This window comes from Algimonas porphyrae, from assembly GCF_041429795.1.
In the GTDB taxonomy this organism is placed as follows: domain Bacteria; phylum Pseudomonadota; class Alphaproteobacteria; order Caulobacterales; family Maricaulaceae; genus Litorimonas; species Litorimonas porphyrae.
Window position 1 is genome coordinate 3,024,454 of record NZ_CP163424.1, and the last position, 22,129, is coordinate 3,046,582.

Annotated in this window: 28 protein-coding genes; 12 read left to right on the forward strand and 16 right to left on the reverse strand. The window is 56.6% G+C overall.

The genetic code is table 11. The features are described 5' to 3' along the window. Window positions 1-2: 2 nt before the first annotated feature. Window positions 3-701, reverse strand: a complete 699-nt coding sequence (locus AB6B39_RS14670) for a metallophosphoesterase family protein (protein ID WP_284372467.1) — start codon at window positions 699-701, stop codon at window positions 3-5. Window positions 702-756: 55 nt separating this feature from the next. On the opposite strand from AB6B39_RS14670, the gene AB6B39_RS14675 reads away from it, so the two are divergent. Next, on the forward strand, window positions 757-1,215 hold the full coding sequence (locus AB6B39_RS14675) for a GNAT family N-acetyltransferase (protein ID WP_284372465.1): 459 nt from the start codon (window positions 757-759) through the stop codon (window positions 1,213-1,215). On the opposite strand, the gene AB6B39_RS14680 is transcribed toward AB6B39_RS14675, so the two are convergent. From AB6B39_RS14680 to AB6B39_RS14695, 4 genes are all read right to left on the reverse strand, one after another. Beyond that, window positions 1,212-2,633, reverse strand: coding sequence for a DUF1501 domain-containing protein (locus AB6B39_RS14680; RefSeq protein ID WP_284372463.1), 1,422 nt, complete (start codon window positions 2,631-2,633; stop codon window positions 1,212-1,214). The genes AB6B39_RS14675 and AB6B39_RS14680 overlap by 4 nt on opposite strands. Before the next feature lie 12 nt (window positions 2,634-2,645). Then, window positions 2,646-4,394 carry a DUF1800 domain-containing protein gene (locus AB6B39_RS14685; RefSeq protein WP_284372461.1) on the reverse strand — a complete coding sequence of 583 codons (1,749 nt, stop codon included), beginning with the start codon at window positions 4,392-4,394 and terminating at the stop codon, window positions 2,646-2,648. Window positions 4,395-4,559: 165 nt separating this feature from the next. Continuing rightward, window positions 4,560-5,846, reverse strand: coding sequence for an aspartate kinase (locus AB6B39_RS14690; protein WP_284372459.1), 1,287 nt, complete (start codon window positions 5,844-5,846; stop codon window positions 4,560-4,562). 207 nt (window positions 5,847-6,053) lie between these two features. Continuing rightward, entirely contained in the window at window positions 6,054-6,221 is a 168-nt protein-coding gene (locus AB6B39_RS14695; protein WP_284372457.1) for a CsbD family protein, read from the reverse strand. A gap of 107 nt (window positions 6,222-6,328) precedes the next feature. On the opposite strand from AB6B39_RS14695, the gene ubiG reads away from it, so the two are divergent. The 3 genes from ubiG (at window position 6,329) to AB6B39_RS14710 (ending at window position 8,782) form a co-directional block, all read left to right on the forward strand. Further along, window positions 6,329-7,105, forward strand: a complete 777-nt coding sequence (ubiG, locus tag AB6B39_RS14700; protein WP_284372455.1) for a bifunctional 2-polyprenyl-6-hydroxyphenol methylase/3-demethylubiquinol 3-O-methyltransferase UbiG — start codon at window positions 6,329-6,331, stop codon at window positions 7,103-7,105. A gap of 245 nt (window positions 7,106-7,350) precedes the next feature. Further along, window positions 7,351-7,926: a ParB N-terminal domain-containing protein gene (locus AB6B39_RS14705; RefSeq protein WP_284372454.1), complete on the forward strand. Its 576-nt coding sequence runs from the start codon at window positions 7,351-7,353 to the stop codon at window positions 7,924-7,926. 376 nt (window positions 7,927-8,302) lie between these two features. After that, complete coding sequence (locus tag AB6B39_RS14710) at window positions 8,303-8,782, forward strand: DUF2141 domain-containing protein (protein ID WP_284372452.1); 480 nt, start codon at window positions 8,303-8,305, stop codon at window positions 8,780-8,782. A 159-nt stretch (window positions 8,783-8,941) separates the two neighbouring features. Here the strand turns inward: AB6B39_RS14710 and AB6B39_RS14715 are convergent, their stop codons facing one another. From AB6B39_RS14715 to AB6B39_RS14730, 4 genes are all read right to left on the reverse strand, one after another. After that, window positions 8,942-9,433, reverse strand: coding sequence for a hypothetical protein (locus AB6B39_RS14715; RefSeq protein ID WP_284372450.1), 492 nt, complete (start codon window positions 9,431-9,433; stop codon window positions 8,942-8,944). A 125-nt stretch (window positions 9,434-9,558) separates the two neighbouring features. Continuing rightward, a complete protein-coding gene (locus AB6B39_RS14720; RefSeq protein ID WP_284372448.1) occupies window positions 9,559-9,714 on the reverse strand; it encodes a hypothetical protein in 156 nt (51 codons plus the stop codon). A 45-nt stretch (window positions 9,715-9,759) separates the two neighbouring features. After that, window positions 9,760-10,224 (reverse strand): hypothetical protein, encoded by a 465-nt coding sequence (locus tag AB6B39_RS14725; RefSeq protein WP_284372447.1) that lies wholly within the window; start codon window positions 10,222-10,224, stop codon window positions 9,760-9,762. Window positions 10,225-10,301: 77 nt separating this feature from the next. Next, complete coding sequence (locus AB6B39_RS14730) at window positions 10,302-10,661, reverse strand: DUF883 family protein (protein ID WP_284372444.1); 360 nt, start codon at window positions 10,659-10,661, stop codon at window positions 10,302-10,304. 219 nt (window positions 10,662-10,880) lie between these two features. Between AB6B39_RS14730 and AB6B39_RS14735 the strand changes: the two genes are divergently transcribed. Next, window positions 10,881-11,075 carry a hypothetical protein gene (locus AB6B39_RS14735; RefSeq protein ID WP_284372442.1) on the forward strand — a complete coding sequence of 65 codons (195 nt, stop codon included), beginning with the start codon at window positions 10,881-10,883 and terminating at the stop codon, window positions 11,073-11,075. Between the two features lie 245 nt (window positions 11,076-11,320). Here the strand turns inward: AB6B39_RS14735 and AB6B39_RS14740 are convergent, their stop codons facing one another. The 3 genes from AB6B39_RS14740 to AB6B39_RS14750 form a co-directional block, all read right to left on the reverse strand. Beyond that, window positions 11,321-13,051, reverse strand: a complete 1,731-nt coding sequence (locus AB6B39_RS14740; RefSeq protein ID WP_371398771.1) for a sensor histidine kinase — start codon at window positions 13,049-13,051, stop codon at window positions 11,321-11,323. Window positions 13,052-13,136: 85 nt separating this feature from the next. Beyond that, window positions 13,137-13,757 carry a sigma-70 family RNA polymerase sigma factor gene (locus AB6B39_RS14745; protein ID WP_284372438.1) on the reverse strand — a complete coding sequence of 207 codons (621 nt, stop codon included), beginning with the start codon at window positions 13,755-13,757 and terminating at the stop codon, window positions 13,137-13,139. Further along, a complete protein-coding gene (locus AB6B39_RS14750) occupies window positions 13,754-13,927 on the reverse strand; it encodes a NepR family anti-sigma factor (protein WP_284372437.1) in 174 nt (57 codons plus the stop codon). The genes AB6B39_RS14745 and AB6B39_RS14750 overlap by 4 nt, the downstream gene beginning before the upstream one ends. A gap of 159 nt (window positions 13,928-14,086) precedes the next feature. Here AB6B39_RS14750 and AB6B39_RS14755 point away from each other — a divergent pair, with 159 nt between their 5' ends. Further along, window positions 14,087-14,854 (forward strand): response regulator, encoded by a 768-nt coding sequence (locus tag AB6B39_RS14755; protein WP_284372435.1) that lies wholly within the window; start codon window positions 14,087-14,089, stop codon window positions 14,852-14,854. 60 nt (window positions 14,855-14,914) lie between these two features. Here the strand turns inward: AB6B39_RS14755 and AB6B39_RS14760 are convergent, their stop codons facing one another. Beyond that, window positions 14,915-15,640: a Crp/Fnr family transcriptional regulator gene (locus tag AB6B39_RS14760; RefSeq protein ID WP_284372432.1), complete on the reverse strand. Its 726-nt coding sequence runs from the start codon at window positions 15,638-15,640 to the stop codon at window positions 14,915-14,917. Window positions 15,641-15,703: 63 nt separating this feature from the next. Next, on the reverse strand, window positions 15,704-16,192 hold the full coding sequence (locus AB6B39_RS14765; RefSeq protein ID WP_284372430.1) for a hypothetical protein: 489 nt from the start codon (window positions 16,190-16,192) through the stop codon (window positions 15,704-15,706). Between the two features lie 171 nt (window positions 16,193-16,363). Here AB6B39_RS14765 and AB6B39_RS14770 point away from each other — a divergent pair, with 171 nt between their 5' ends. From AB6B39_RS14770 to AB6B39_RS14780, 3 genes are read left to right on the forward strand one after another with little or no spacing between them, the layout of a single operon-like run. Further along, the gene (locus tag AB6B39_RS14770; RefSeq protein ID WP_284372428.1) at window positions 16,364-16,579 is read left to right on the forward strand and encodes a DUF2945 domain-containing protein; all 216 of its coding nucleotides are present in this window, start codon (window positions 16,364-16,366) and stop codon (window positions 16,577-16,579) included. A gap of 4 nt (window positions 16,580-16,583) precedes the next feature. Further along, a complete protein-coding gene (locus AB6B39_RS14775; protein WP_284372426.1) occupies window positions 16,584-17,531 on the forward strand; it encodes a mechanosensitive ion channel family protein in 948 nt (315 codons plus the stop codon). Between the two features lie 12 nt (window positions 17,532-17,543). Beyond that, the gene (locus AB6B39_RS14780) at window positions 17,544-18,884 is read left to right on the forward strand and encodes a DUF2254 domain-containing protein (protein WP_284372425.1); all 1,341 of its coding nucleotides are present in this window, start codon (window positions 17,544-17,546) and stop codon (window positions 18,882-18,884) included. 20 nt (window positions 18,885-18,904) lie between these two features. Here the strand turns inward: AB6B39_RS14780 and AB6B39_RS14785 are convergent, their stop codons facing one another. Beyond that, the gene (locus tag AB6B39_RS14785) at window positions 18,905-19,279 is read right to left on the reverse strand and encodes a response regulator (protein WP_284372423.1); all 375 of its coding nucleotides are present in this window, start codon (window positions 19,277-19,279) and stop codon (window positions 18,905-18,907) included. Between the two features lie 130 nt (window positions 19,280-19,409). On the opposite strand from AB6B39_RS14785, the gene AB6B39_RS14790 reads away from it, so the two are divergent. Next, window positions 19,410-19,922: a CreA family protein gene (locus AB6B39_RS14790; protein ID WP_284372421.1), complete on the forward strand. Its 513-nt coding sequence runs from the start codon at window positions 19,410-19,412 to the stop codon at window positions 19,920-19,922. A 260-nt stretch (window positions 19,923-20,182) separates the two neighbouring features. On the opposite strand, the gene AB6B39_RS14795 is transcribed toward AB6B39_RS14790, so the two are convergent. Then, a complete protein-coding gene (locus AB6B39_RS14795) occupies window positions 20,183-21,199 on the reverse strand; it encodes a DNA topoisomerase IB (protein ID WP_284372420.1) in 1,017 nt (338 codons plus the stop codon). Between the two features lie 213 nt (window positions 21,200-21,412). Between AB6B39_RS14795 and AB6B39_RS14800 the strand changes: the two genes are divergently transcribed. Beyond that, window positions 21,413-21,595 (forward strand): PLD nuclease N-terminal domain-containing protein, encoded by a 183-nt coding sequence (locus tag AB6B39_RS14800; RefSeq protein ID WP_284372418.1) that lies wholly within the window; start codon window positions 21,413-21,415, stop codon window positions 21,593-21,595. A gap of 48 nt (window positions 21,596-21,643) precedes the next feature. After that, entirely contained in the window at window positions 21,644-22,015 is a 372-nt protein-coding gene (locus tag AB6B39_RS14805) for a hypothetical protein (RefSeq protein WP_284372416.1), read from the forward strand. Window positions 22,016-22,129 lie beyond the last annotated feature (114 nt).

A 22,129-nucleotide genomic window follows, 5' to 3' on the forward strand; every position in this document is an offset into this window, starting at 1 on the left:
TTTCAGGCGCTCAGAAATATGGGAGGCCGGTCCGGCGCCAGCCCGACCGCTGTCAATACCCCGCCATAAACCGCACCCGTATCGACATTGATCCTGCGTTTGTCATCGCTGACATCAGGTTTATGACCATCGGTCGGTGTATGCCCGTGGATCACGCAATAGTCTGATAGCGCAGGGTTACTCCATGACGGACTGTCGAAAAAGGCGTGTGTCCGGCCCCAGAGATGCTGCCGTTCATCAGGATCCGGAAACAGGTCGATATTGATCGCTGCGTGGACAAAGACGAGCCGGCGATCCGGATCATGGTAGTGTGTCGGTCGTCGATCCAGCCAGTCCAGATGCGCTTCCGGCGGATGGTCCATCCCCCGCGCCCGGTAACTGTCCAACGTTTCGGTCCCGCCATGATCACACCACCAGTCCGGATTGATCGAATGACGGAGCGCATCCACCATCATGGCTTCGTGATTGCCCTTCAGACACATCACGCGGTCCTCTTCCCGCGCATCCAGAGCCATCAGATAATTGACGACGCCTGCACTATCCGGACCCCGGTCGACATAGTCACCAAGATGGACAAGCCTGTAATCCTGCCAGGAATGGTGTTCCCGATGATGCCGGAAAACATCCTTGTGCAATTGCTGCAAGCGATCCAGCTCGCCATGAATATCGCCGATTGCATAATAGATAACGCCTGCGCTCATGGCTTTATCCTAATCCATTCGGGACTCGTGATCCCGATCCGTTTATATGGACGTCATGACGATCCGGCTCGCCACCCGCCCTGATGACATTGCCGCCGTCAAATCTCTGTTTACCGATTATCTGCGTTTCATCGAAGATTATCTTGGCCAGTCTCTGTCCTTTCAGGGCACGGAGCGGGAGTTTGCCGACTTCCCTCACACTTATGATGCGCTGTGGCTGGCTGAGCTGAACGGTAAACCTGTCGGGGCGGTCGGGCTCAAACCATTTGCCGACCAGACAGCGGAGTTGAAGCGTCTCTGGGTTTCACCCGACGCGCGGGGTCACGCATTCGGTCAGCGTCTTTGCAAAGCTTGCATCGCAGGGGCCCGCGCGCACCGTTACACACGCCTGCTGTTGGATACAGATCGCGGCTTGAATCACGCCAACGCCATTTATGAGGCGCTCGGCTTCAGCGACGTGCCCCGCTATTACGACAATCCGATGGACTCTCGCTTCATGGCGCTGGACCTCTAGGCGGAGCCTCCACTCATAAAGCCCAGATCACGGGTCGCGAAGCGGTCGAGATTCGGCAGAACCCTGTCGATTTCGTCTCGATCCAGACCGAACCAGCCGCCCAGCGTTGCAGCATACTGATCGACGGAGATGGACGGGATCATGCGCGCACGGCTACGCGTGAACCGTTCGCTGTCCGGATCCAGCTCGGGCATGTCGCCATAGATGCGCTGTCCCTGAACCGACCCGCCAAAGACGAATTGATGACTGCCCCAGCCATGATCGGTGCCGTCACCATTATCGGTCAGGGTGCGCCCGAAATCGCTCATGGTGAACAGGGTCACATCGTTCCAGACGCCCATCTCGATCATGGCATCGCGGAAGGCACTGATGGCGTCGGCAACTTCGCTCAGCCGTCCCGGCATGCTGCCGGATTGATTATTGTGCGTGTCGAAGCCACCCGTATCGGTATAGAAAATCTGACGATTCATACCCAATACGCCGCGCAAGTTGATCGCATTGGCAACAGCCAGCAGCTGCTTTCCCAGCTTCGTATCAGGAAAGACGGTATTCAGGCCAGAGGCCTGTGCGAACGCCTCGCGGTAACTGCGCATATTCTCGATCCCGCGCGCTTGGCCGGCAACGACATCGCGGGCAAACAGATTGTCCGACCCGTGGCTCGTATCCCGCAGAAATGCATCCATCAGGTCGCGAGCGTCTTGGCCATGTGAGCCGGAAGTCAGGAAGCTGCGGACCGACATGTCGATTCCGAGCGAGCTGGGATTGGAGGGTGCCTTGAACTGGTTCGTGCGTTCCGCCGCCAAGAAGATGTCGCTACTGCCGCCCGTGATCAGAGAGAAGTCGGCATTGCCGATCCCACCATCCCGGATCATCTCATCCATGAAACTGCCGCCCCAGCCCCGACGCACACCTTCGGTTTCCATCGCCATCCAGGTCGATTGCTGGTCATTATGGGAGAAGAGTTTACGAGGCAGTGCGTCTACGCCGGTATTCATGCCGGTTTTGGATGTCGGGGTCAGCAATGGGCCGACCGCGCCGACCATGGCGCCTTCGCCGCTATCGAACATGGCCTTGAAAGATGCGAGTTCCGGAACCAGACCGAAAGTGCGCCCACCAAATCCATCCGGTCCCGACGATGTCAGGGCCAGCAGGTTCTCGCGCGCACGGGAACCGTCCCCATAGCGGTTCACGATCCCGGGACGCAGCCCCAGAAAGCTGTCATAGCTCGGCTGATCGCTGGGCAGGACGGCATCGAACATATCCGCGCCGCCCTTGAGAAACACGCCGACCAATGCCTTGTAACCGCCCGTATCGGCCGCGAAAGCCTGCTGACGACCCAGCCCCGCCAGCGCCCCGGTAGCGCCCAGAAAACCGGCTGCGGAAGCCTGCAGAAAGAGACGTCTGTTATAATAAGCCATGATCCCGTCTCCCTAGTTCAGCGCAACATAGTCGGCGGACGCGACCGTCATCAGCATGGCAATGCGAACACGCGACCGGATGTCGGTGTCGCGACTATTGCCCTCCCGGACCGGCAGGGCTTCGACGGCTTCGATAATACGCGTCCGCGTCGTCTCGCCCATGCGACCGGCGAGAAGTTTCAGGTCGAGCAGATCGACCAGCGCGGTCGCATCATCGCCCAAGGCCAGCTCTTCGCTCAGATCCGGTACCAGAATGCCGATCCTGTCCGTATCTCCCTGCGTGATGAAGCGGGACATGAAGTTCAGATAGCCCAGAGCCGCCGCCTGATTGACGATCTGCAGCTCCGGCGCGGTCAATCCCGCATCGCCTGTCTCGGTCGACGGGGCGATATAACCAGGTCGGTAGAAATTGAAGACGGACGGGCTCTTCAACGGCGACTGGCCGAGCGAGGTGAGCGGGTTTGACGTATCGGCGAAACTGTTAAAAGCCTGGATCGTGATCTGTGTCGAAGCGGGCTTGGCATAGGTCCGCGCCAGCTGGACAAATTTCAGAACCGGTTCGCGCAGCTTGCCTTCAGTGGCACCGCGGACATCATCGAACAACGTTTCGTCCAGCAGGATTGCAGCCAGTGTGGCCGATAGATCGCCGCGTTGTCCCGTACCGAAATTACTTCCGTCCTCAGCCGCGTACCGTCCAGTCTCGAACGCGTTGGCGACACGTTCGACATAAGTGGGTTCGGGATGGCTGGCCGTAAACCGCTGAATGAGCTGCCGCGAAACGAACGGGGCCATATTGGGATGGGCGAAGATGGCGTCGAGAGCCTGAGTGATCGACGTATCGCCCGGTGTGCCGGCCGGAATGGTCGTACCGAGGAAGGTCTTCTCCAGTTCGGAATGCTCCCGGTCGACCATTTCCATCGGGACCTCATAGCCATCAGGACCACGTCTGCCTGAGCGAAAATCGGTTCCGGCATGGGCCAGACCTGTGAAGACGCGCGCCAGACCGACCACGTCTTCATTCGTATAGGTTTCGATTTCCTGACCACTGCCATCCAGCCGCGGTGTGCCGTCCATGTTCAGCTCGACCAGCCCGATGGTGAACAATTGTAAAATCTCGCGCGCATAATTCTCATCCGGCTGACGGCCCTTGGATGGATCACCCTTGCGATTATAGATATAGGTCAGATACTCGCCCATGATCGGGGAATAGGTGACCTCCTGCATCAAATCGCGGTAATTGCCGAACGCATTTCGGTCGAGAATATCGAGATAGCTGCCGAGACCGTAGCGAACCTTGCTGCTGAATTGCGCATTGCTGATGACGAAAAGCTGCGACAAAGCGAATGTCATGCGCGCTCGAAGCTGGGCATCCGATGTGATCATCGCTTCCCACATGGCTTGTGACGACTGACGGCGAGAAACCTCATCAGCCGCGACGCGCGAGCGCATGAAGTCTTCATAGCCAAAGGCTGGCTTGGCCAGCTCGGCACTGACCCACGCTGCGGCATTCGTTCCGGTCAGCGCATCGACCTCGTCGCCGTCAAGCCCCAGACCTGCGAGTTGCAGAAACTGAGCCGCCTCGACCTTGGTTTCAAGCGCGCTGTTCAGAACCGGCGGAGGGGGCGGTGGGGGTGGAGGCGTCCCGCCCGTTGGATCAGCGACCGGACCACCGCCCCCTCCGCCGCCACAGGCGGCAATTATGATTGCGGTCGAAAGGATCGCCAGATGGCGGCTGGCGGCCTTGAAAAACACTGCGCCCATGAAGTCGTCTCCCCTGCAGGTCCGGCCCCAGCCCGGGAATTCCTGCCCTCACCCTGTCCTTTTCGTCCTAATTGAGTCCTAAATGTGTTGCTAAACGAAGTCTTCACATGAATCGCAGTCACGCCAGGCTGAGCAGGCCCGCGCTACGTGGCGGATCAATTCCGGTCAGGGAGCTGTGACGGGAGGTGCGGGCGTTTCGTGCAGATCGAAAGCGCTATGCAGCGCGCGCACGGCAAGTTCGGTATATTCGCTATCGATCAGCACGCTAATCTTGATCTCCGACGTGGCGATCACTTCGATGTTGATCCCCTTGGCCGCCAGCGCTTCGAACATGGTCTGTGCCACACCTGTGTGCGACCGCATGCCGATGCCGACCACCGAGACCTTGGTCACGTCGCGGTCATGTTTCAGAGCTTCGAAACCGATCTCCTGACGCGCCTGTTCCAACGCTTCCAGCGCAGTATCCAGATCCCGTTCGCCCACTGTAAAGGTCAGATTGGCGGTATTGTCCGAGCGCGATATCCCCTGCACGATCATATCGACGATGACGTTGGCGTCGCTCATGGCCTTGCAGACACGAGCGACAACACCGGGTTCATCGGCCAGACGCAACAGGGTGATCTGGGCTTCATCGCGACTATAGGCGACACCGGAAACGACGCGTTCTTCCATGGTTTGATCCTCATGACAGACGAGCGTGCCGGGATTGTCCTGGCCCGCTTCGGCCATGGAGGTCAGCACGCGGATAGGCAAATCATTGTTCATGGCCAGCTCGACCGAGCGGACCTGTAGAACCTTGGCTCCGAGGCTGGCCAATTCCAGCATTTCCTCAAAGGCGATGCGGTTCAGACGGCGGGCTTCGGGAACGATTCGGGGGTCAGTCGTGTAGACGCCGTCCACATCGGTATAGATATCGCAACGATCCGCTTTCAAGGCGACGGCCAGCGCAACCGCCGATGTATCGGAGCCACCCCGCCCCAGAGTCGAAATACGACCTTCATCATTGATGCCCTGAAAGCCCGCCACTACTGCGACGTGGCCGTTCGCCAGGCTCGGACCAATCGCAGAGCTCTCGATTTCGGCGATCCGGGCCTTGCTGTGGGCCATGTCGGTCCTGAGCGGGATCTGCCAGCCGAGCCAGGATCGGGCGGGTATGCCGCGTCGACGCAATGCAATGGCCAGCAGGCCGGACGTGACTTGTTCGCCAGAAGCGACGATCGAGTCATATTCATCCTCAACCGCGCCACCGGACTTTTCCCCGGACGGCGCCATGTCCGCATCCAGAGCATCAACAAGTGCAACGAGGCGGTTGGTTTCGCCGCTCATTGCCGAAACGACGACGGCGATTTCATGCCCTGCAGCAACTTCGGCCGCGACCAGTTTCGACACCGCGCGTATGCGGTCGAGATCGGCGACGGATGTGCCGCCGAATTTCATGACGATGCGACCCATGGGTCTGGGCTCCTGCAATTACGGCTCCGGGCTGTAGGCGAAGGCTGGAAACGACGCAAAGAGAAAGGGACAAATCGTCAAGACTCGGCTGTCTTTCGACAGTTGGCATGCGGCGACGTGGTTCCGACGCACCGACTGCACCCATAGACCAAAGAAAAACCCGCCGCGGCGCGAACCGGGCGGGCATCTTTCGAATTGTCGCTGAGACTACTCGACAGCGTCCTTGGCATCGCCAATGGCGTCCTGCACCTTGGCTTTCGCCTGTTGCGCATGACCCTTGGCTTCCAGGGACTTGTCATCGGTCGCTTCGCCGATTTCTTCTTTCGCCTTGCCGACAGTCTTGTTGTAGCCAGCTTTGATATGTTCGCTTTCCATGATTTTTCCTTTTATCTGGCGCGACAGGGGTGACGCGCTTCTGCATTAAAAGAACGACTTGGAGCGCTTTGCGGTTCCGAATACGATCCTGTCGCGTATGAAGGGACATGGCCCACGCTGAGACCGCACCCGAACATCTACGTTCCGTTTCCGTCGACCCGCGCGAAATGGAGAGTTTTTCGCGAATGGCACATGACTGGTGGAATCCGGACGGCATGTTCCGACCGCTACATGTGATGAACGGGGCGCGGCTGGCGCTGATCAAGGACGCCATTTGCGATCATTTCCTGCGGGATCCGGATCTGGAGAAGCCGCTCGACGGATTGCGCCTGCTCGATATTGGTTGCGGCGGTGGTCTGCTCTGCGAACCCATGGTCCGACTGGGCGCAACGGTGACCGGCGTCGATGCGCTGGAGAAGAACGTCAAGACGGCCAAAACCCACGCGCAATCGGTCGGACTGGAAGTCGATTACCGACACGGCACCATCGAGCAGATGGTCGAAGCGGGCGAGCAGCCCTTCGACGTCGTCTTGAACATGGAAGTGATCGAACATGTCGCCAATCCGCGTGACTTTATTGCCGACTGCGCCGCCATGGTCCGCCCGGGCGGGCTAATGATGTGTTCGACCATCAACCGGACCCTCAAGGCTTTCGCCTTTGCGATCGTCGGCGCTGAATACGTCCTGCGCTGGCTTCCACGCGGCACACATCAATATGAGAAACTGGTCAAACCGACCGAATTGCAGGCCCATCTGCGCGCAGCCGGGCTGTCGGTTGACCGCGTTCAGGGCATGAGCCTCAATCCGCTGACCGAACGCTGGTCCGTCGGGGACGATCTATCTATCAACTATGTGACGGTCGCGACAAAGCCGACGGACATGTAGCATTGTGAAGCTTGTCAACAGGCTGTGGATAGTGGCGATGAATATGAAGCTATGGCCTGCTTCTGAGGTTTGTTAACCTTTCTCGGAACGAAAAGAGTTAATGGCCGTTAACCAGTATAGCGGTAATTTAACCGTAAATACGGAACCCTGTAAGCCTGCGACGCGTATTGTCTTTGTTAACCATGACGGTTGGAGACAAGATGATGTTGTGCACATCCGACACACAAACTGTTCAACATGCGACTGTGGACGAATTCAGACTGCTTCGGGGTAAACTGCTCGGCGGTGCCCACTTGCGGGATGTCAAGAGTCTGCAGGAAAGCATTGCACGCTTCGGTCTGCTCTCCCCCATCATCGTTGTCAGGCGGGCCGCCACGCTCGTTGTTGTCGATGGCCGGAAACGATTGGCAGCGATCCGCCGCCTTTCCTTCCAGGGTCGCCTGCCCCGCTCCCTGGTCCGCATCCCCTATCTGATAGCGTCCGAAGCCGCGCCCCATCGGTCGATGCTCATCCATAATCGCGAGCTATATGACGCGATTTCGGAACAGATGCAGGCTGGGACCAACCTCGATACACTCGCAGACACCTATCATCTGTCCCGGCAGTGCGTGCGTGACATTCTGACCCTGACCCGACTGGACCCGATCATTCGAGAGGCTTTCTTCAATCGACTGATCAATATTTCCCAAGCCAAAGCCTATGCGGCTATTCCAGACCGCGTCGCGCAGATCAGGCGTTTACGCCAGATGGGTCTGTTTGCGACGGCTGACGATATTCTGGCACAGGACGAACAGGACGAGCCGGAAGCTCTGGTTGCCTGACCATCATATCGCCTGACCACCATATCGCCTGATCAAAAGATTTTACGCAGGATGAACCCTGACGATCGAGGCTGATATATCGCCTGTCGCTGGAACCAAATGCGGGCCCAGGACTTAACTTATCAGAGCCGGCAGATAACGGCATTCCCATTTCGGCATTTGCCGGTTCCATCTGCCCCATCCAGTCGCGACCGCCATATGACGGGCGCGATGTCTGCTCAATACGATATACTCTAAAACACTGATAAATATCACTTTTTATACCCCTTTGGGGAACCGAAATGATCGCTTCACGTTGACTATCTGAAGGGTTTTATCGGGCGACTGATGTCGCCCCTCGGCCTTCGGGTTGAGTAACGATTGAACAGGACAGATCATGAACACCAAAAGATTTATCACCGTTGCCAGCGCACTGGCCGTTTCGCTCGCTCTGCCATTGGGTGGGGCCGTCAAGGCGTCCGAATTCTTTGCCGCACAAAGCCAAGGCGGCGCCGCAAGTGCCGACCTGATCGTCAAGGTCGAAAATATCGACAAGACAGAAGGCCAGCTTCGCATCGGCCTCTATGACAGCGAAACCGGATTCGAAGACGATCGCGAGTTGAGAGGCCAGACCGTCCCTGTCACAGGATCGACCATGCGGATCATTTTCGACGACCTACCGGTCGGTCGCTACGCCATCAAAGTCTTCCACGACCAAGATACGGACGGGTCCCTTGACAAGGATTTTATGGGCATCCCGTCCGAACCTTATGGTTTTTCCAACAATGCGTCGGATCCTTTCAGCGCACCGGAATGGAAGGAAACGCGCTTTGCTCTTCCCCGAGGCCAGATGACCCAGTCTATCGATCTTGGCTGAGCTTCAGCTACGAGCCACATGACCAGTGAGAAAACCGGATCTGTCATCGGTCCGGTTTTTTCATACGCGTCATTCACGTCGGGGCTTTGACGATACGCCAATAATAAGGCCAGCTCCTTTGTCGGGAGCTGGCCTTTTCAAATGATGTTCTAAGCTGTCCTAGAAGGACGTTTCGACACCTGCACCTGCGAGCGTGTAGAGCGGGTCGATTTCGATGGACTTCGGATAGGCCGCGCGCGTCTTCATGGCGTCACGCGTATCGAACTCCGTTGCGCCCTGTGCCCCGATAAAGAGCGGGCTGTCCTCGATCAGATCAATTTCACGCAGACTGACGTCGCGCTCATATGCCTGCTTGTCGTTGAGATCCGGCACAGACCGGCTGGTCATGCGCATATCGATATTCAGTGGCACAACGAGCTGCGGCAGAGGTTCATCGGCCCGCACGACGGTCACAGAGGGATGGTATGCGCGTGCAATGGGAGGGTTTTCGCTGACCGCTGTCTTCTCATACATCCAGATGCGAGATTCTGTCGCTGTCGGGGTCAGCGCGACTGGACTGGCAGATACAGAGGCAGGAGCCACACTATTGTTGGGAGCATCATTGGCGTAGGCCTGAGCGGCACCCAGTGCAAAGGCGCAAGCAGTTGTCAAGCAGATGACATGTCGGGGGTTTATGTTTCCAGGTTTCATATAAAAGAAACGCCCGGCCTCCCTTTGGAGTTCCGGGCGTCACTGTACTTATCGCTTCCCCGTAGGGTCGTTGTAAACGGCGCCGATCAGGCCGCCGTAAACATGAATACGGCAATCATGGCAATGACGACCAGCGTCGTCGAGATCACGAACATCCACCAGAACTTCGGCGAACGGCGTCCGGATTGGGCTTCGACATTGTCAAGCTCGGCAGGGTGATCGTCTGTATGAAAATCGGTCATATCTCAGTTCCTTTCTATCGTCGTTCCGCGCTTACTCGCGGTCTGTTATTCGGATGCGTCGATCAGTTGCCGCGACAACAGCACGCCGAGCCCGACAGCCGTTACGCCCGCCACAAGGGGCTTGTCTTCGACCTGGGCCAGTATCTTCTGGCTGATCGGATGGGTCAGAACGTCGTCTGGCACATGCGCCGCCAGCGGATCGTCTTTGGCGGCCAGCATACCCTTAATGCGCGCATGACGGTCTTCGGCCTTTTTGAGCTGTATCGTCTGAGACACACGCGCCATGATCGTCAATCCGATCGCGATAATCGCGAAAATGACGCCGAGGCTCAGGAACGCAATATCAAGACCATATGTCTTGGTGATCCATGTAAAGAGTGCGGCGAGCAGAAAGATTGCGGCAAATCCGGTCAGGAAGAAAGCGCCCATATAACCTGTCAGCACTCTGACAGGGTTTGGCGTTCCTTTCCGCATCAGTAGCGGCGCGATAAGTGTCACATATCGAAGCACGCGCACCTCCTTGTAAATAACGGAAAAACCCGACGCGTCGTGACGCGCCGGGTCCTATGGATTGTCGGGCGTCGGACTTAGCCTCGCAGGATCGCGCCGAGTACCAGACCGGCACCCACGGCAATGGCCATGGACGACAGAGGCTTTTCGCGGATCTGTGTTTCAGCCTTGGTCGACAGTTCGTCGTAACGGGCCATCGCAGCGTCCTTTTGCTCGGTCGCGACGGTTTTCACGGTTTCCTTGCGACCTTCGACTTTGGACAGGGCCTGATCCTTGACGGTCTGCGCCAGTGTCTTGAGGTCCGTGCGCAGGATTTCCAGCTGCTGGCTGATTTCCGTATTCATAGGCACGACATTGTCGCTCGTTTCGGTCGTGACGGATGGACGCTTTGCGCGCGTCGTTTTGGTTTTAGAGGTGGGTGTCTTGGCAGTGGCCATTATTCTATCCTTCCAGTGAGAAGTCTTAATTGCGGGCGCATCCTCACGACGCGCGTTCATCTGTTCAACGGCGCACAGACCGAATTTGTTCCGCAAAAAGCCCAGTCAGTACATCCGTCACGATATGCGGAACGGGATGTCTGCGTCAGGCATTGTAACCATCAGCACATGGCTATGACGGCGCTCCGACGGCCAGCCCATTCTGATAAGGATTTCAAGATGACCAGAACCGAACACCCTCGCACAGCCAATACCGAACAGGGCAATACCGAACAGGGCAATGTCGCCGTCCCAGAAAACCCAAGCCCGGCGGAATTGAAGGCCAGTCTGGAAGACGCCGACTTCCCGCAGGCATCACATATGGCAAAGGAAATCTTTGGGGAAAATCCCCGTCTCGCCGATGAAGAGGAATAATCGTCCCGCGGCGCAGGAACGCAGCATCAGACGGGAATGAAAAAAATCTGAAAAAACGTCCAACCGACGGGAACCCTTTTTCAGTCTAGAACGTATTCCCTTCAACAGAGACACAAAACACCTGGTACCTCCCCTTCATCCCGGTGTTTTTTAAGCCCGGACCCCGTTTCTCCCCTGCACGGCGTCCGGGCTTATCTTTTTCGACCATGTGGTTTTTGACAGGGCGACGTCCCAAGCGTTTGGGGCTAGCGACCCTTGCGACTCACTTGGAAGGGCTGGGCTTCATTATCGATCAGAGGCATGGTCAGACGGGCCGTCAGCCCCGGCGCATTGTCCAGATAGTCCAGCGTCCCCGATAGCTGTCGTGCGAAACCGCGCATCAGGCGCGTTCCGATTCCCCGCATCGCGGTGGGATCGCCGACACCACATCCATTGTCGCGAACATCGATCTGCAGCGACGCGTCGGACGGTCGGGTGATGATTACCTCGATAGCCCCGCCGCGCTTCGCACCGTGCTTGGCCGCATTGCTGATCGCCTCAACGATGAACAAGGCAACGGGAATGGCGTTATCGGCATTCAGAATACAACTCTCGACAGACTGCGTCAGGCTGATCCCGGCTTCTTCCGTCGCCAGGCTTTCCGACAGGGTCGAGACCAAGCGGGAGACAAAAGGCTCCAGATCGACACCGCGCAAATCCTGGCTCTCATAGAGGCCGCGATGGACGATCGCGATGGCGTTGATGCGGGCGCGCGTTTCGGAAATGGTGGCAATCGCCTCTTCCGTTTCGGCTTTACGTTCCTGCATGTTCAGCAGGCTGATGATGATCTGAAGGTTGTTTTTCACACGGTGATGAATTTCGCGCATCAATGTGTCTTTTTCGTCCATATTGTCCGCGATGCGGCTGTCGCGTTCCTCCAGCTGGCTCGCCATACTGTTGAGCGAATAGGCCAGCCCCTGAACCTCCGCCGCTGCCGAGTTGGACAGATCAACGCGAGAGCCCAATTTGCCGGATGCGAATTGCCGCGATGTTCTTCTGATCTTGGCAATTGGTGTCAGCAACATTGTCTGCGTCCCAATCCAGATGAGACCGAACCCGACAAGCCAGGCAAAAATCGGCAACAGGATCGAGGTGTAAGGGTTCATGAAGGCGACTTTGCGTTCATGCCGCAGGTCGCGACTGACCGTCACATAAAGATCGAGATAACGAAAAAACTGAACCGCAACGCGACGATCTTCCCCGAGATCATTCGTATAGTTCAGCAGGCTGACCTCCGTATCACTGACCCGGTCCATCGCGCCTTCATTGGGCGTCGGGAACGTATTCGTACCCACAATGGCCTGACCTGACGGCTTCGTTAGCGTCGCCCGCGCGCCTTCGCGCAACGTCACATCCAGAACGTCCTTCAAACCGAGCTTTTCAGGCAGAACGAGCGTGTAGGTGCGCCCGGAAGAGGGAAATAGTTTCTGCAGAACAACCACGTCTGTCTCGCCGAGACGCCCTCGTTCGATCCGGAAGGAATCCTGGGCTCTGAACGGGTCGGGATTGATCATCTCCAATGACGGCAGAGACGCCGGACTCTGACAAACGGGTACATCGCTGTCGTCTTTGATAATCATCGCCTGATAGACGCCGAGACGTCCCAGCACTTCGGCCGCACCTTCCTCACATCCCATATCGGCAATCAGTTGCGGCGCCGCCTCCAATCCCAGACGTCCGGCTTCGAGCGTCCGCCCGACCTCGCCTACGGCATTGGCGGCAACCACATCAGCAAGCTGTCCCTGTGAGTCTCGGTTCCGGTCGATCGTCGCCAGTGTTTCCAACGCTGTGAGGAACAGCCACGGCAAAAGCGCCAATGTCAGTAAGAGTGTAAAGCGGACACGCACACTGTTCCACCACCGTGGCTCGTTCGTATCAGCGAGCGGTGCGGTCTTTGACGAAGCGTGATTTTCTGCGTGTCCGGAAGACATATCCATCACATAGGTGACTAGCGCCCCAAAATTTGAATGGCCAGACACAAGTCTGGCCGAATACATGTTTATGACTCAGGCGCTGCGCGGATTACCGTTTTCCAACGAGCGTATCGGCCTCTGACAAGATGGTTGTCATGGCATCGAGAGCGCGAACCTTATCCGGATCGCTATCAAAGCGACCCGACTTCATAATCGTTTCAAGCGATTTCCGGGCCCGGCTGACACGGCTCTTGATTGTCCCGACGGCGCAATCACAGATCTCGGCCGCTTCTTCGTAGGACAGGCCCGACGCGCCGACCAGGATCAACGCTTCGCGCTGATCGTCCTTGAGCATATCCAGACCACGGCGCAATTCGTTCAGATGCACGCTTTGCTCGGGATCCGTATTGGCGACGATGGTCTGCTCCGCCACTTCGGGCTCCAGCGAGGTCGCGCGCCAGGAACGGCGTTTGATCGAATAGAACTGGTTGCGCAGAATCGTGAACGTCCAAGCCTTTAGATTGGATCCCGGTTTGAACTTGTCACGCGCTTTCCAGGCTTTCAGCAACGCGTCCTGAGCGACATCATCTGCCAGTGTGGCGTTGCCGCAGAGGGAACGCGAAAAAGCACGCAGATGCGGGATCAGAGCCGTCAGATCTTCACGGAACTGTTCCTCATCCAGAACCAAGACCTCTTCCTGTTCCGGACCGTCCGTCACGGTGCGGCTCACTTGGACACCTCGTCCGCTTTCTTGAGAAGATTCAGAAAGTCGTCCGGCACATCCTCACTCAGCACATCATCATAGAGCTGGCGCAGCGATGACCCGATCTTGTCCGGTAGCGGTTTCTTATCGAAAGCGCCGGATTTGCTGCCGGGTGGTGGTGTTTTCTTGTCAGTCATTGTGAAAAGGCCGTGTGTTCCCCTGAAATATATCAGATTGCTTACGCGTGGGAACCAAAAGGGTTCCAATCAGTTTAAATGTCTTGAACAGATGCGGTGTTACTGCCAGACGCAGCAACGCCTCGTCCATATTTGCTAAGTCTTTTAAGGGGATAAGCTGTGAGCCTTGTCGATACCTATGCACCCTACTTGCCCTATCTGCGTCGTTTTTCACGGGCATTGACGGGATCTCAGGCCGAAGGCGACCGTTATGTTCGCACAGCGCTGGAAGCCCTTGTCGCCGGCGATGCCGCGATCGACGACACGCTGCCAGCGCGCACGGCTCTTTATCGCATGTTTCTGGGGATCTGGAACTCGACAGGGGCTCAGCTCGAAAGCCCCGCGTCGAATGACGATTCCCCCACGGAGCGTATTCGCCGCCTGACCCCCAAATCGCGTCAGGCCTTTTTGCTGTCTGCACTGGAAGGGCTGTCCGTTGAAGATATAGCGGGTGTGATGAATGCAACCGAAGAAGATGCGCGCGAATTGCTGGCGCAGGCCGAAGCCGATATCGAAAAAGAACTTCGTACCAACGTCCTTATCATCGAGGATGAGCCGATCATCGCTGCCGATATCGAAGAACTGGTTGGCAGCCTCGGCCATACGGTCGATGGCATCGCCGCGACGCATACAGAAGCCGTAAGAATGGCACGTGAGCACAAGCCCGGCATCGTGCTGGCAGATGTTCAGCTTGCCGATGGATCGTCAGGCATCGATGCGGTTGATGATATTCTGGGTGAATATGACGTTCCGGTGATTTTCATCACCGCATTTCCGGAGCGATTGCTCACTGGTGATAAACCGGAACCCGCCTACCTGATTTCCAAGCCGTTCAAGCCGTCCAATGTCAAAGCGGCGATCAGCCAGGCACTTTTCTTCCACGACTGAGTCGGGGCTGCTCGCAACCTGCCTTCACCAAAGATCAGCAATAGCAGACGCGGCCCGCGCCTATTGCGCGGCCAAGGCAACGGGATGGGGCTCGAACAAGGCGGGATTATACTCTGCCAGTTCGATCAACCGTTGACGGTCCAGAATCTCGATCCCTTTCCGACTTGTCTGCAGCAGATCTTTCGATTTCAGAGAGGTCAGCGACCGTGACACGTGCACGATCGACAGGCCGAGTGCGTCCGCAAGAAATGCTTGCGGTACGGGCAACGGAACAAAATCTTCATGGCGTCCTGACGAAATGGCCTGTCGGCGGTTCAACTCCAGAATAAAGTTGGCAATCCGTTCGCGGGCACTGAGACGGCCCACGCGAACAATCTGTTGCCGCAGGATGGTTTCTTCCTGGACCGTTACCCACCAGAAGGCCGAGGCTAACCGATGCGACCCTTGCGTCGCCCGCAGGAAGTCCTGAGCATCGAACACTGTGAGCCTGACAGTCGTTGCGGCGACGATGGAATGATCGGACCGCGCACCGACAATGGACATCAGATCGAAATAGTCGCCCGGCAGCAGGAAATTGATGATCTGTCTGCGTCCGTCATCCAGGTATCGCGCCCGTAAGACCCAGCCTTCCGTGACAATATAGAGCTTGTCGACAGGTTCGTTGAGAGAAACGATCGTCTGGCCAGGCTGGTAGACTTCTGTAGTGCTACGTAGATTTTTCAACACGTGCAGGTCGGCATCGCCGACATCCACATAGTGTTTTATCCTGCGGACAAACTGTTCCAACTGGTACTCCCGCCCGGCAGGGCTACCTCAGACGTCGAAGCGGGACGGGACGGAAAAGATAAGCTATCCAGCGTCGGCGTTGGGGTCGATACGCAGAATGGCAGCCCGCCCATTGATATACAAGGTCGATATGTCATCCTCTACCGGACGATCAACAATCTCGATATCCATTGATGCGTTGACGGTTTTGGCGGCGGCGTCGACATAGGCTACAAGTTCCGTCGTGCGTCGGTCCGACTGGTTGAGATCCTGACTATCCGCATAGGCGGGCAGAACCGGAATAACAGTCACTGTTACGTCGCCGCACGCTTCTGCTGATTTCATGCCGGCATTGATCGCTTCCGCGCTGTGGGTCGTGATCAGTGCGTCGTGAAAGAAGACCGGCAGTTCACCTACACGACAGTCATTGAGCGCATCGAGATTGGGATCGGTCACCAGTTCCGTATAGCTGGCTTCGCCCATGACTGGGTCCAGCGTTTCAGCTTCGGAGGTCATCCAGGGGATGATCGCGATCGGCAGAATGGCGGCGGTACAGAAAAGCAGGCGTAGCATGGTTAGAGGTCCTTTGTTCCCCTAATCAATGCGACAGTGGGCCATTCGGTTCCCGCATCCGGACAGGATGTTTGCCCCTTGCGATCATAATGTCGCACCGAATGCGATGATTGGAACCGGTCTGCGCGTCCGCCGTTGCGCCTGTGAATGAGACTGCAATGGAGCGTTATTATGAGCGGTTACGATAAAGGGACGAAAGTCGAATGGAATTGGGGAAACGGGACCGGAACTGGTAAGATCACAGAACGTTTCACCGATGATGTCACCCGCACGATCAAGGGCAATGATGTCACCCGCAAAGCATCGCCGGACGAACCCGCCTACATGATTGAGCAAGACGATGGCAACCGGGTGCTGAAGTCGCATTCCGAAGTCAGTAAGGCATAGGTTCGTGCAGACCCCGCAAGATGATCAAAATTCACAGACAGACGCCGAGGGCGCGTCTGTCGATTTCGATCCTGGCGAAGCGTTCAACCGGATCGACAGCTGGATAGACGGTTTCGTCAGCCTTCTGCCAAATATCGGGATCGCTTTCATTCTCCTGATGGGATTCTGGTTCCTGTCGGCCTTCGTCAAAAGCCAGCTGATCAAACGGTTCCGGGATCATGAGCGTCCCAGTTTGGGCATGGCGCTGGGCCGTCTGGCCAAAATTGCCGTCATCATTGCTGGCTGTGCCATTGCCCTCGCAATCATTGCGCCATCGATCAAACTGAGCACCCTGATTGGGTCGCTCGGCGTCGGTTCAGTCGCGATCGGTTTTGCCTTCAAGGACATTCTGCAGAACTGGCTCTCGGGACTGCTGATCCTCATCCGTCAGCCCTTCAAGATCGGCGACCAGATCGAAGCCGCCGGGTTCGAAGGCACGGTTGAGTCGATCGAAACCCGGGCGACCATTCTCAAAACCTATAATGGCGAGCATGCCATCATTCCGAACGCCGAACTTTATACCAATTCCGTTCTCGTGAAGACCAAGACCAGCATTAGCCGCGGGGAATATATGATCGGCGTATCCTACGATGCGGATATTGACGAGGTGCTGAATCTAATCAGATCGGAATTATCCAAGATCGAAGAGGTCGTGGACGATCCCGCCCCGGAAGCCCATACGTGGGAACTCGGCGACAGCAGCGTCAACATACTGGCCCGCTGGTGGACGCGGGCTGAAAAGGCGGAGCAGGTCCGCATTCGCGGTCTTGCCGTTCGCGGCGTCAAGATCGCGCTCGACAAGGCCGGTATTGACATCCCGTTCCCGCATCTGGTCAGCGTCAGACCGGGCGGCGACGAAACTGCGCAGCTTGACGCCCGCGACACAGCCGACGATGTGAAGTCGCCGACCTAAAGAAAGCATCTCATGAGAGCCTGGATCATCCAGTCCTGGCTGCGACTTCAGTCCAGCTACTATTTCATTCCGGCCCTCATGGGCTTTGGGGCCGTTTTGCTAGGCCTGCTGACGACCATTATCGATCTGCGTTACCAGTCGGAAATCCGCGATCTTCTGGGCTGGTTTTTCGCCTCGACAGTCCTCAGTGCGCGGTCCGTTCTGACGACGATCGCCGCATCGATGATCAGCGTCGCGGCCGTTACCTTTTCGCTGACCATGGTCGCTGTGACGACGGCAGCAGGGCAATATGGCCCGCGCCTGATCGGCAATTTCATGCGCGACCGCGCCAATCAGGTCACGCTCGGCACATTCGTTTCGACCTTTCTCTACTGTATCGTTGTCCTGAAATCCGTGTCGGAAGAAATCGCGATCGATGCTCAGAGCACGGTCGGGCTTACACCGAGCCTGTCAGTGCTTGTCGCACTCTTGCTGACCTTGATCAGTGTTGGGGTTCTGATCTTCTTCGTCCATCACATACCGGAAACGCTCAATGCCGGGTCGATGACCGGACGGCTTTCAACCAAACTGATCAGTCAGATCGAAACGGGACGATACCCAAATAGCAGCAAGATCGACGCGACACAGTGCGACCGCCTCGGCGATCCGTTCGACTCCGACCTGACCCAGACCGTTCGCAGCACGGCTTCAGGTTATATTCAGGCGATCTCGCTGCGCGGTCTTGTCGAATGGTCCCAGGAAAATGACATGCGCGTACGTCTGCACCATATTCCTGGTGAGTTCATCATGATGGGCGATGCGATTATGGACGTGATTGCAGACGATACGCAGAAAGATTTTGATCGCGATCTTTTTTCGGAAACGATCGCGCCCAAGCTTCTGACCTTCCTGGCTCTGGGTCGGGAACGGACTGAACATCAGAATCTACTGTTCCTGGGCGAAGAACTTGTTGAGATCGCCGCGCGCGCTCTCTCTCCGGGAGTCAATGATCCGTTCACAGCGATCAACTGCATTCACTGGTTTGGCGATATCTGTCTGGCCATGATGGATGCCCCCAATGCGCCTGCCTGCCTGCTGGACGAACAGGGAACGCCGCGCATCTGGACCCGGTCCGTCGAGTTCGACGCGCTCTGCAGCGTTCTGTTCGGTCAGACCCGGCAATATATTTCTGCGGATGAAAATGGCGCGCGAGAGACGCTGCAGGTGCTTTACCACCTTCTCAATCGGTCAAGCGACGTTACGAGACCATCCCTTCAGCGCCAGATCGATGCGCTGCATGCTGCAATTTCGGAGTCGACGATGGGACGCGCACAAAAAGACCGCCTCAAGGGCGGTCCACCTTACACAATCTAGGGTCAATCAAGTCGGCGCGTCTAGCGCTCAGATGTCATGCTGATGACTTCTGAGACCAGCCGCTTCGGCTGAAACGGCTTGCCGATAACTTTATGGGTCGTTTTCATGTCGGACAGGACAACACGTTGTGTCTGGCCGGAGATGAAAAGGAATGGGACATTGAGTTCCTTCAGACGCTCCGCAATCGGGATCGAGGTCTCGCTGCCGAGATTGTAATCGAGCAGCGCCAGATCCGGCACATCGCGATCGATCTGATCCATAGCTGCTGAAACAGTGTGGAAACAGCCAATAACGTCAAGCCCCGCGCCGAGGAGAATATCCTCGATGTCGAGTGCAATCAGAGCATCATCTTCAACGATGATGACCCTTTTCGATCTGTCTTTCACGTCATTCATTACGGCCTTCCACCAACACAACGTAGCAACTTGCTAATCTGTTCCGAAAAAACTTTCGCTTTTCAGGAACCCTTCAGACCTGACACGCGTAACTACCTCTTAAGCATTCTTAAGATGGCCTTACCTCGTGATGACAAGCTACAAATCAAGTCGCCGCGCCCGCGCAGCACAGCTGACCATCGTCAGTCTGGCTGCAGCCATGCTGACAGCCTGTGGCGGACAGGGATCCGAAGTCGCCGAAATCAACAATGACTGGACCGGAAACGAGATCAAGATCGAGTCGCTGCAAGATGAGAAGGTCCAAGGCGTCGTCTGTCATATGGCCCATTTTGATCGCGGCGTGATTGACAGGCTGCGCAAGGGTGACTGGTTCGAAAATCCGTCCAACGGATCTATTGATTGCGGCGTCACCGGCCCGATCATCATTGGCGATATCGAGACAAGACGCAAAGGCGAAGAAGTCTTCCGCCAAAGCCAGTCCATCATTTTCAAGAAACTGACGGTTCGGCGCATATATGATGCTGATGCCGACACACTTGTCTATCTGGTCTATTCGCGCCGGATCGTTGACGGATCGGCCAAGATGAGCATTGCGACCGTGCCTCTCCATGGCGTGGATGTGACTTGGTCATCGCGCGGCTAGACCTCGTTGCGCCATTAAAAAACCCGCCGTTAGGCGGGCTATTCACGAGAGTGCAGAACCCGGTTAGCGGCTCAGGTTTTTTCGACCCAATTCGTTCACTTCGCCTTCGAGATATTGTTTGACGGCAAAGGACAGGGCTGCGGCAACGATGGTGCGGATCAGGAAGCGGAACATTAGGAGCCTTTCAGATAGACTGTGATTGAATAAGATTCGTTACAGAGATAACGGCTCTGATGCCGACGAAGTTCCAAATTCGCCCGTCAGCCTTCACATTCTGATCCTTGCGACAGCAATGACAATAGACGTTTTTCTTGAGTTGGTGATCGATTGGGCGCGCGACGCAGGTCCAGACCATCAAGCCGGGCCTTCCGCTCCGCGTCATCCATCTCCGTCAGGGCGATCACAGCCGGGTGAATATAGCTGCTCCGCGCAATGGCAGGACTATTGTGCAGGCGTTGCGCCGCAGCCTCACTCAAGTTTTTAATCGTCAATCCGTCCGTTGTGGTGACAGCCTTCTCCAAGGCTGCGAGGGTCCCGTGCCAGGTCCGAAATGTCTTGGCCGTCATGCCGCTTTCCCCCGTCGCCTCCGCAATGTAGCGATTAACGTCATCCGACAGAACGGGCTGACAGCTCCCGTCATCACCGAGGTAGGAAAAAATCCGCGCTCCGGGCAGGTCGTCGAGGCGTTCGATCACGCGCGCCAGTGTTTGATCTTTCATCTGTTTTCTTACCCGCTCGCGCCCCTTGGCAGTGAAAGACAGTCGCAGACGATCTTTCTCGAGCTGCAGATGGCGTGATCGAAGTGTGGTGGCTCCATAAGTGCTGTTGTCACGCGCATAGCGTTCCGACCCAACGCGTAATGCAGTCCGATCGATCAGACGCACCAGCGCGGCACAGACCTGGTCCCGATCCGGCCGGTTTCGTCGAAGATCCTGATCAACCCTCTCGCGTAGCCGCGGGAGTTTACGGCCGAACGGGTCCAACTGTTCGAATTTTCGTGCATCGCGGAAAGCGCGCCATTCTGTATGATAGCGATATTGTCGACGCCCGCGCGCATCCGTCCCAGCCGCCTGCAGATGACCCTGCGCATCGGCACAGATCCACACATCCTTATAGGCTGGCGGCAGACCCAGCGATCGGATCCTGGTTAGTATGTCAGGGTCCGCGATCCTGTTGCCCTCCGCATCATGGTAGGAAAATCCGCGCCCGCGACGAACCCGTGTCAGGCCCGGCTCATCCTGGCTGGAATATCGCAGCATATGTGGCAACGCGGCCATAGCTTTCCTTTCTAAAGCGCACGTCGTGCGGCTCCGTAAGCAATCAGCGTTCGCAGCGATAAAGACGTTCCCAGGATGCGACATCGTGTCAGCCGGAAGTGCCAGAAACTATATCCGGATTAATTTTCGTGCAGTTTTTTGGGAACGCGGATGCGGGGTGATCGTTGTGTAGGGGCAAGGCAATTCGGCCTTGGCTACTGAAAGGAACGATCGATGGAGTACCTGCTAGGTCTCATTATCCTTGTCCTCGTTATCTGGGCTATCATCAATGTCTGGCAGTCCGGAGAGTCGACAACAGCAAAGGTCCTCTGGACCATTGGTCTGCTGCTCTTCAACGTCATCGGACTGATCCTGTGGTTCTTCATCGGACCCAAGGCCAATAAGCGCATCTCTTAAACCGAGCTGCGCAGCCAAATCCCACTCCCCAATCTAAGGAAACCAATCATGACTAATTACGACAACGACAAAAAAGTCTATCACACTGAAGACACAAGCCGCAAAAGCCCAATGGGCTGGATCATCGGTGGTGTTGCACTGCTCGCACTCGGTGCGGCTGTCATCTATCTCACGGACGTTGATCTGACACAGACGGCAGAACTGCCGGAAGTCAGCGTTGAAGGTGGCCAGATGCCCGCCATTGATGTCGACGTTGCTGATGTCGACCTCGGTTCGGAAGAAGTCACTGTCTCCGTTCCAACAATCGATATTACGCCGCCACAGGAAGGCGAAGAGGCTGATGATCTGGCCGACAACATCGATGTCGATGTTGATGTCGACGCCGATCTCGACGTCGAGATGGAGCCAGAGCAAAACTAAAGCTCTGCGACTTATTCAGTCGCCACAAACGACAAACCTGCCATCCCCGGATGGCAGGTTTTTTTTATGATCTTCTAAATGATGAGCCGTTTCAGCTTCTTACTCTTACCCATC

Coding starts and splice junctions, on each gene's coding strand:
- AB6B39_RS14670 (WP_284372467.1), bottom strand. CDS start 701: ATGAGCGCAGGCGTTATCTATTATGCAATCGGCGATATTCATGGCGAG.
- AB6B39_RS14675 (WP_284372465.1), top strand. CDS start 757: ATGACGATCCGGCTCGCCACCCGCCCTGATGACATTGCCGCCGTCAAA.
- AB6B39_RS14680 (WP_284372463.1), bottom strand. CDS start 2,633: ATGGCTTATTATAACAGACGTCTCTTTCTGCAGGCTTCCGCAGCCGGT.
- AB6B39_RS14685 (WP_284372461.1), bottom strand. CDS start 4,394: ATGGGCGCAGTGTTTTTCAAGGCCGCCAGCCGCCATCTGGCGATCCTT.
- AB6B39_RS14690 (WP_284372459.1), bottom strand. CDS start 5,846: ATGGGTCGCATCGTCATGAAATTCGGCGGCACATCCGTCGCCGATCTC.
- AB6B39_RS14695 (WP_284372457.1), bottom strand. CDS start 6,221: ATGGAAAGCGAACATATCAAAGCTGGCTACAACAAGACTGTCGGCAAG.
- ubiG (WP_284372455.1), top strand. CDS start 6,329: ATGGCCCACGCTGAGACCGCACCCGAACATCTACGTTCCGTTTCCGTC.
- AB6B39_RS14710 (WP_284372452.1), top strand. CDS start 8,303: ATGAACACCAAAAGATTTATCACCGTTGCCAGCGCACTGGCCGTTTCG.
- AB6B39_RS14720 (WP_284372448.1), bottom strand. CDS start 9,714: ATGACCGATTTTCATACAGACGATCACCCTGCCGAGCTTGACAATGTC.
- AB6B39_RS14730 (WP_284372444.1), bottom strand. CDS start 10,661: ATGGCCACTGCCAAGACACCCACCTCTAAAACCAAAACGACGCGCGCA.
- AB6B39_RS14735 (WP_284372442.1), top strand. CDS start 10,881: ATGACCAGAACCGAACACCCTCGCACAGCCAATACCGAACAGGGCAAT.
- AB6B39_RS14740 (WP_371398771.1), bottom strand. CDS start 13,051: ATGGATATGTCTTCCGGACACGCAGAAAATCACGCTTCGTCAAAGACC.
- AB6B39_RS14750 (WP_284372437.1), bottom strand. CDS start 13,927: ATGACTGACAAGAAAACACCACCACCCGGCAGCAAATCCGGCGCTTTC.
- AB6B39_RS14765 (WP_284372430.1), bottom strand. CDS start 16,192: ATGCTACGCCTGCTTTTCTGTACCGCCGCCATTCTGCCGATCGCGATC.
- AB6B39_RS14770 (WP_284372428.1), top strand. CDS start 16,364: ATGAGCGGTTACGATAAAGGGACGAAAGTCGAATGGAATTGGGGAAAC.
- AB6B39_RS14780 (WP_284372425.1), top strand. CDS start 17,544: ATGAGAGCCTGGATCATCCAGTCCTGGCTGCGACTTCAGTCCAGCTAC.
- AB6B39_RS14785 (WP_284372423.1), bottom strand. CDS start 19,279: ATGAATGACGTGAAAGACAGATCGAAAAGGGTCATCATCGTTGAAGAT.
- AB6B39_RS14790 (WP_284372421.1), top strand. CDS start 19,410: ATGACAAGCTACAAATCAAGTCGCCGCGCCCGCGCAGCACAGCTGACC.
- AB6B39_RS14795 (WP_284372420.1), bottom strand. CDS start 21,199: ATGGCCGCGTTGCCACATATGCTGCGATATTCCAGCCAGGATGAGCCG.
- AB6B39_RS14800 (WP_284372418.1), top strand. CDS start 21,413: ATGGAGTACCTGCTAGGTCTCATTATCCTTGTCCTCGTTATCTGGGCT.
- AB6B39_RS14805 (WP_284372416.1), top strand. CDS start 21,644: ATGACTAATTACGACAACGACAAAAAAGTCTATCACACTGAAGACACA.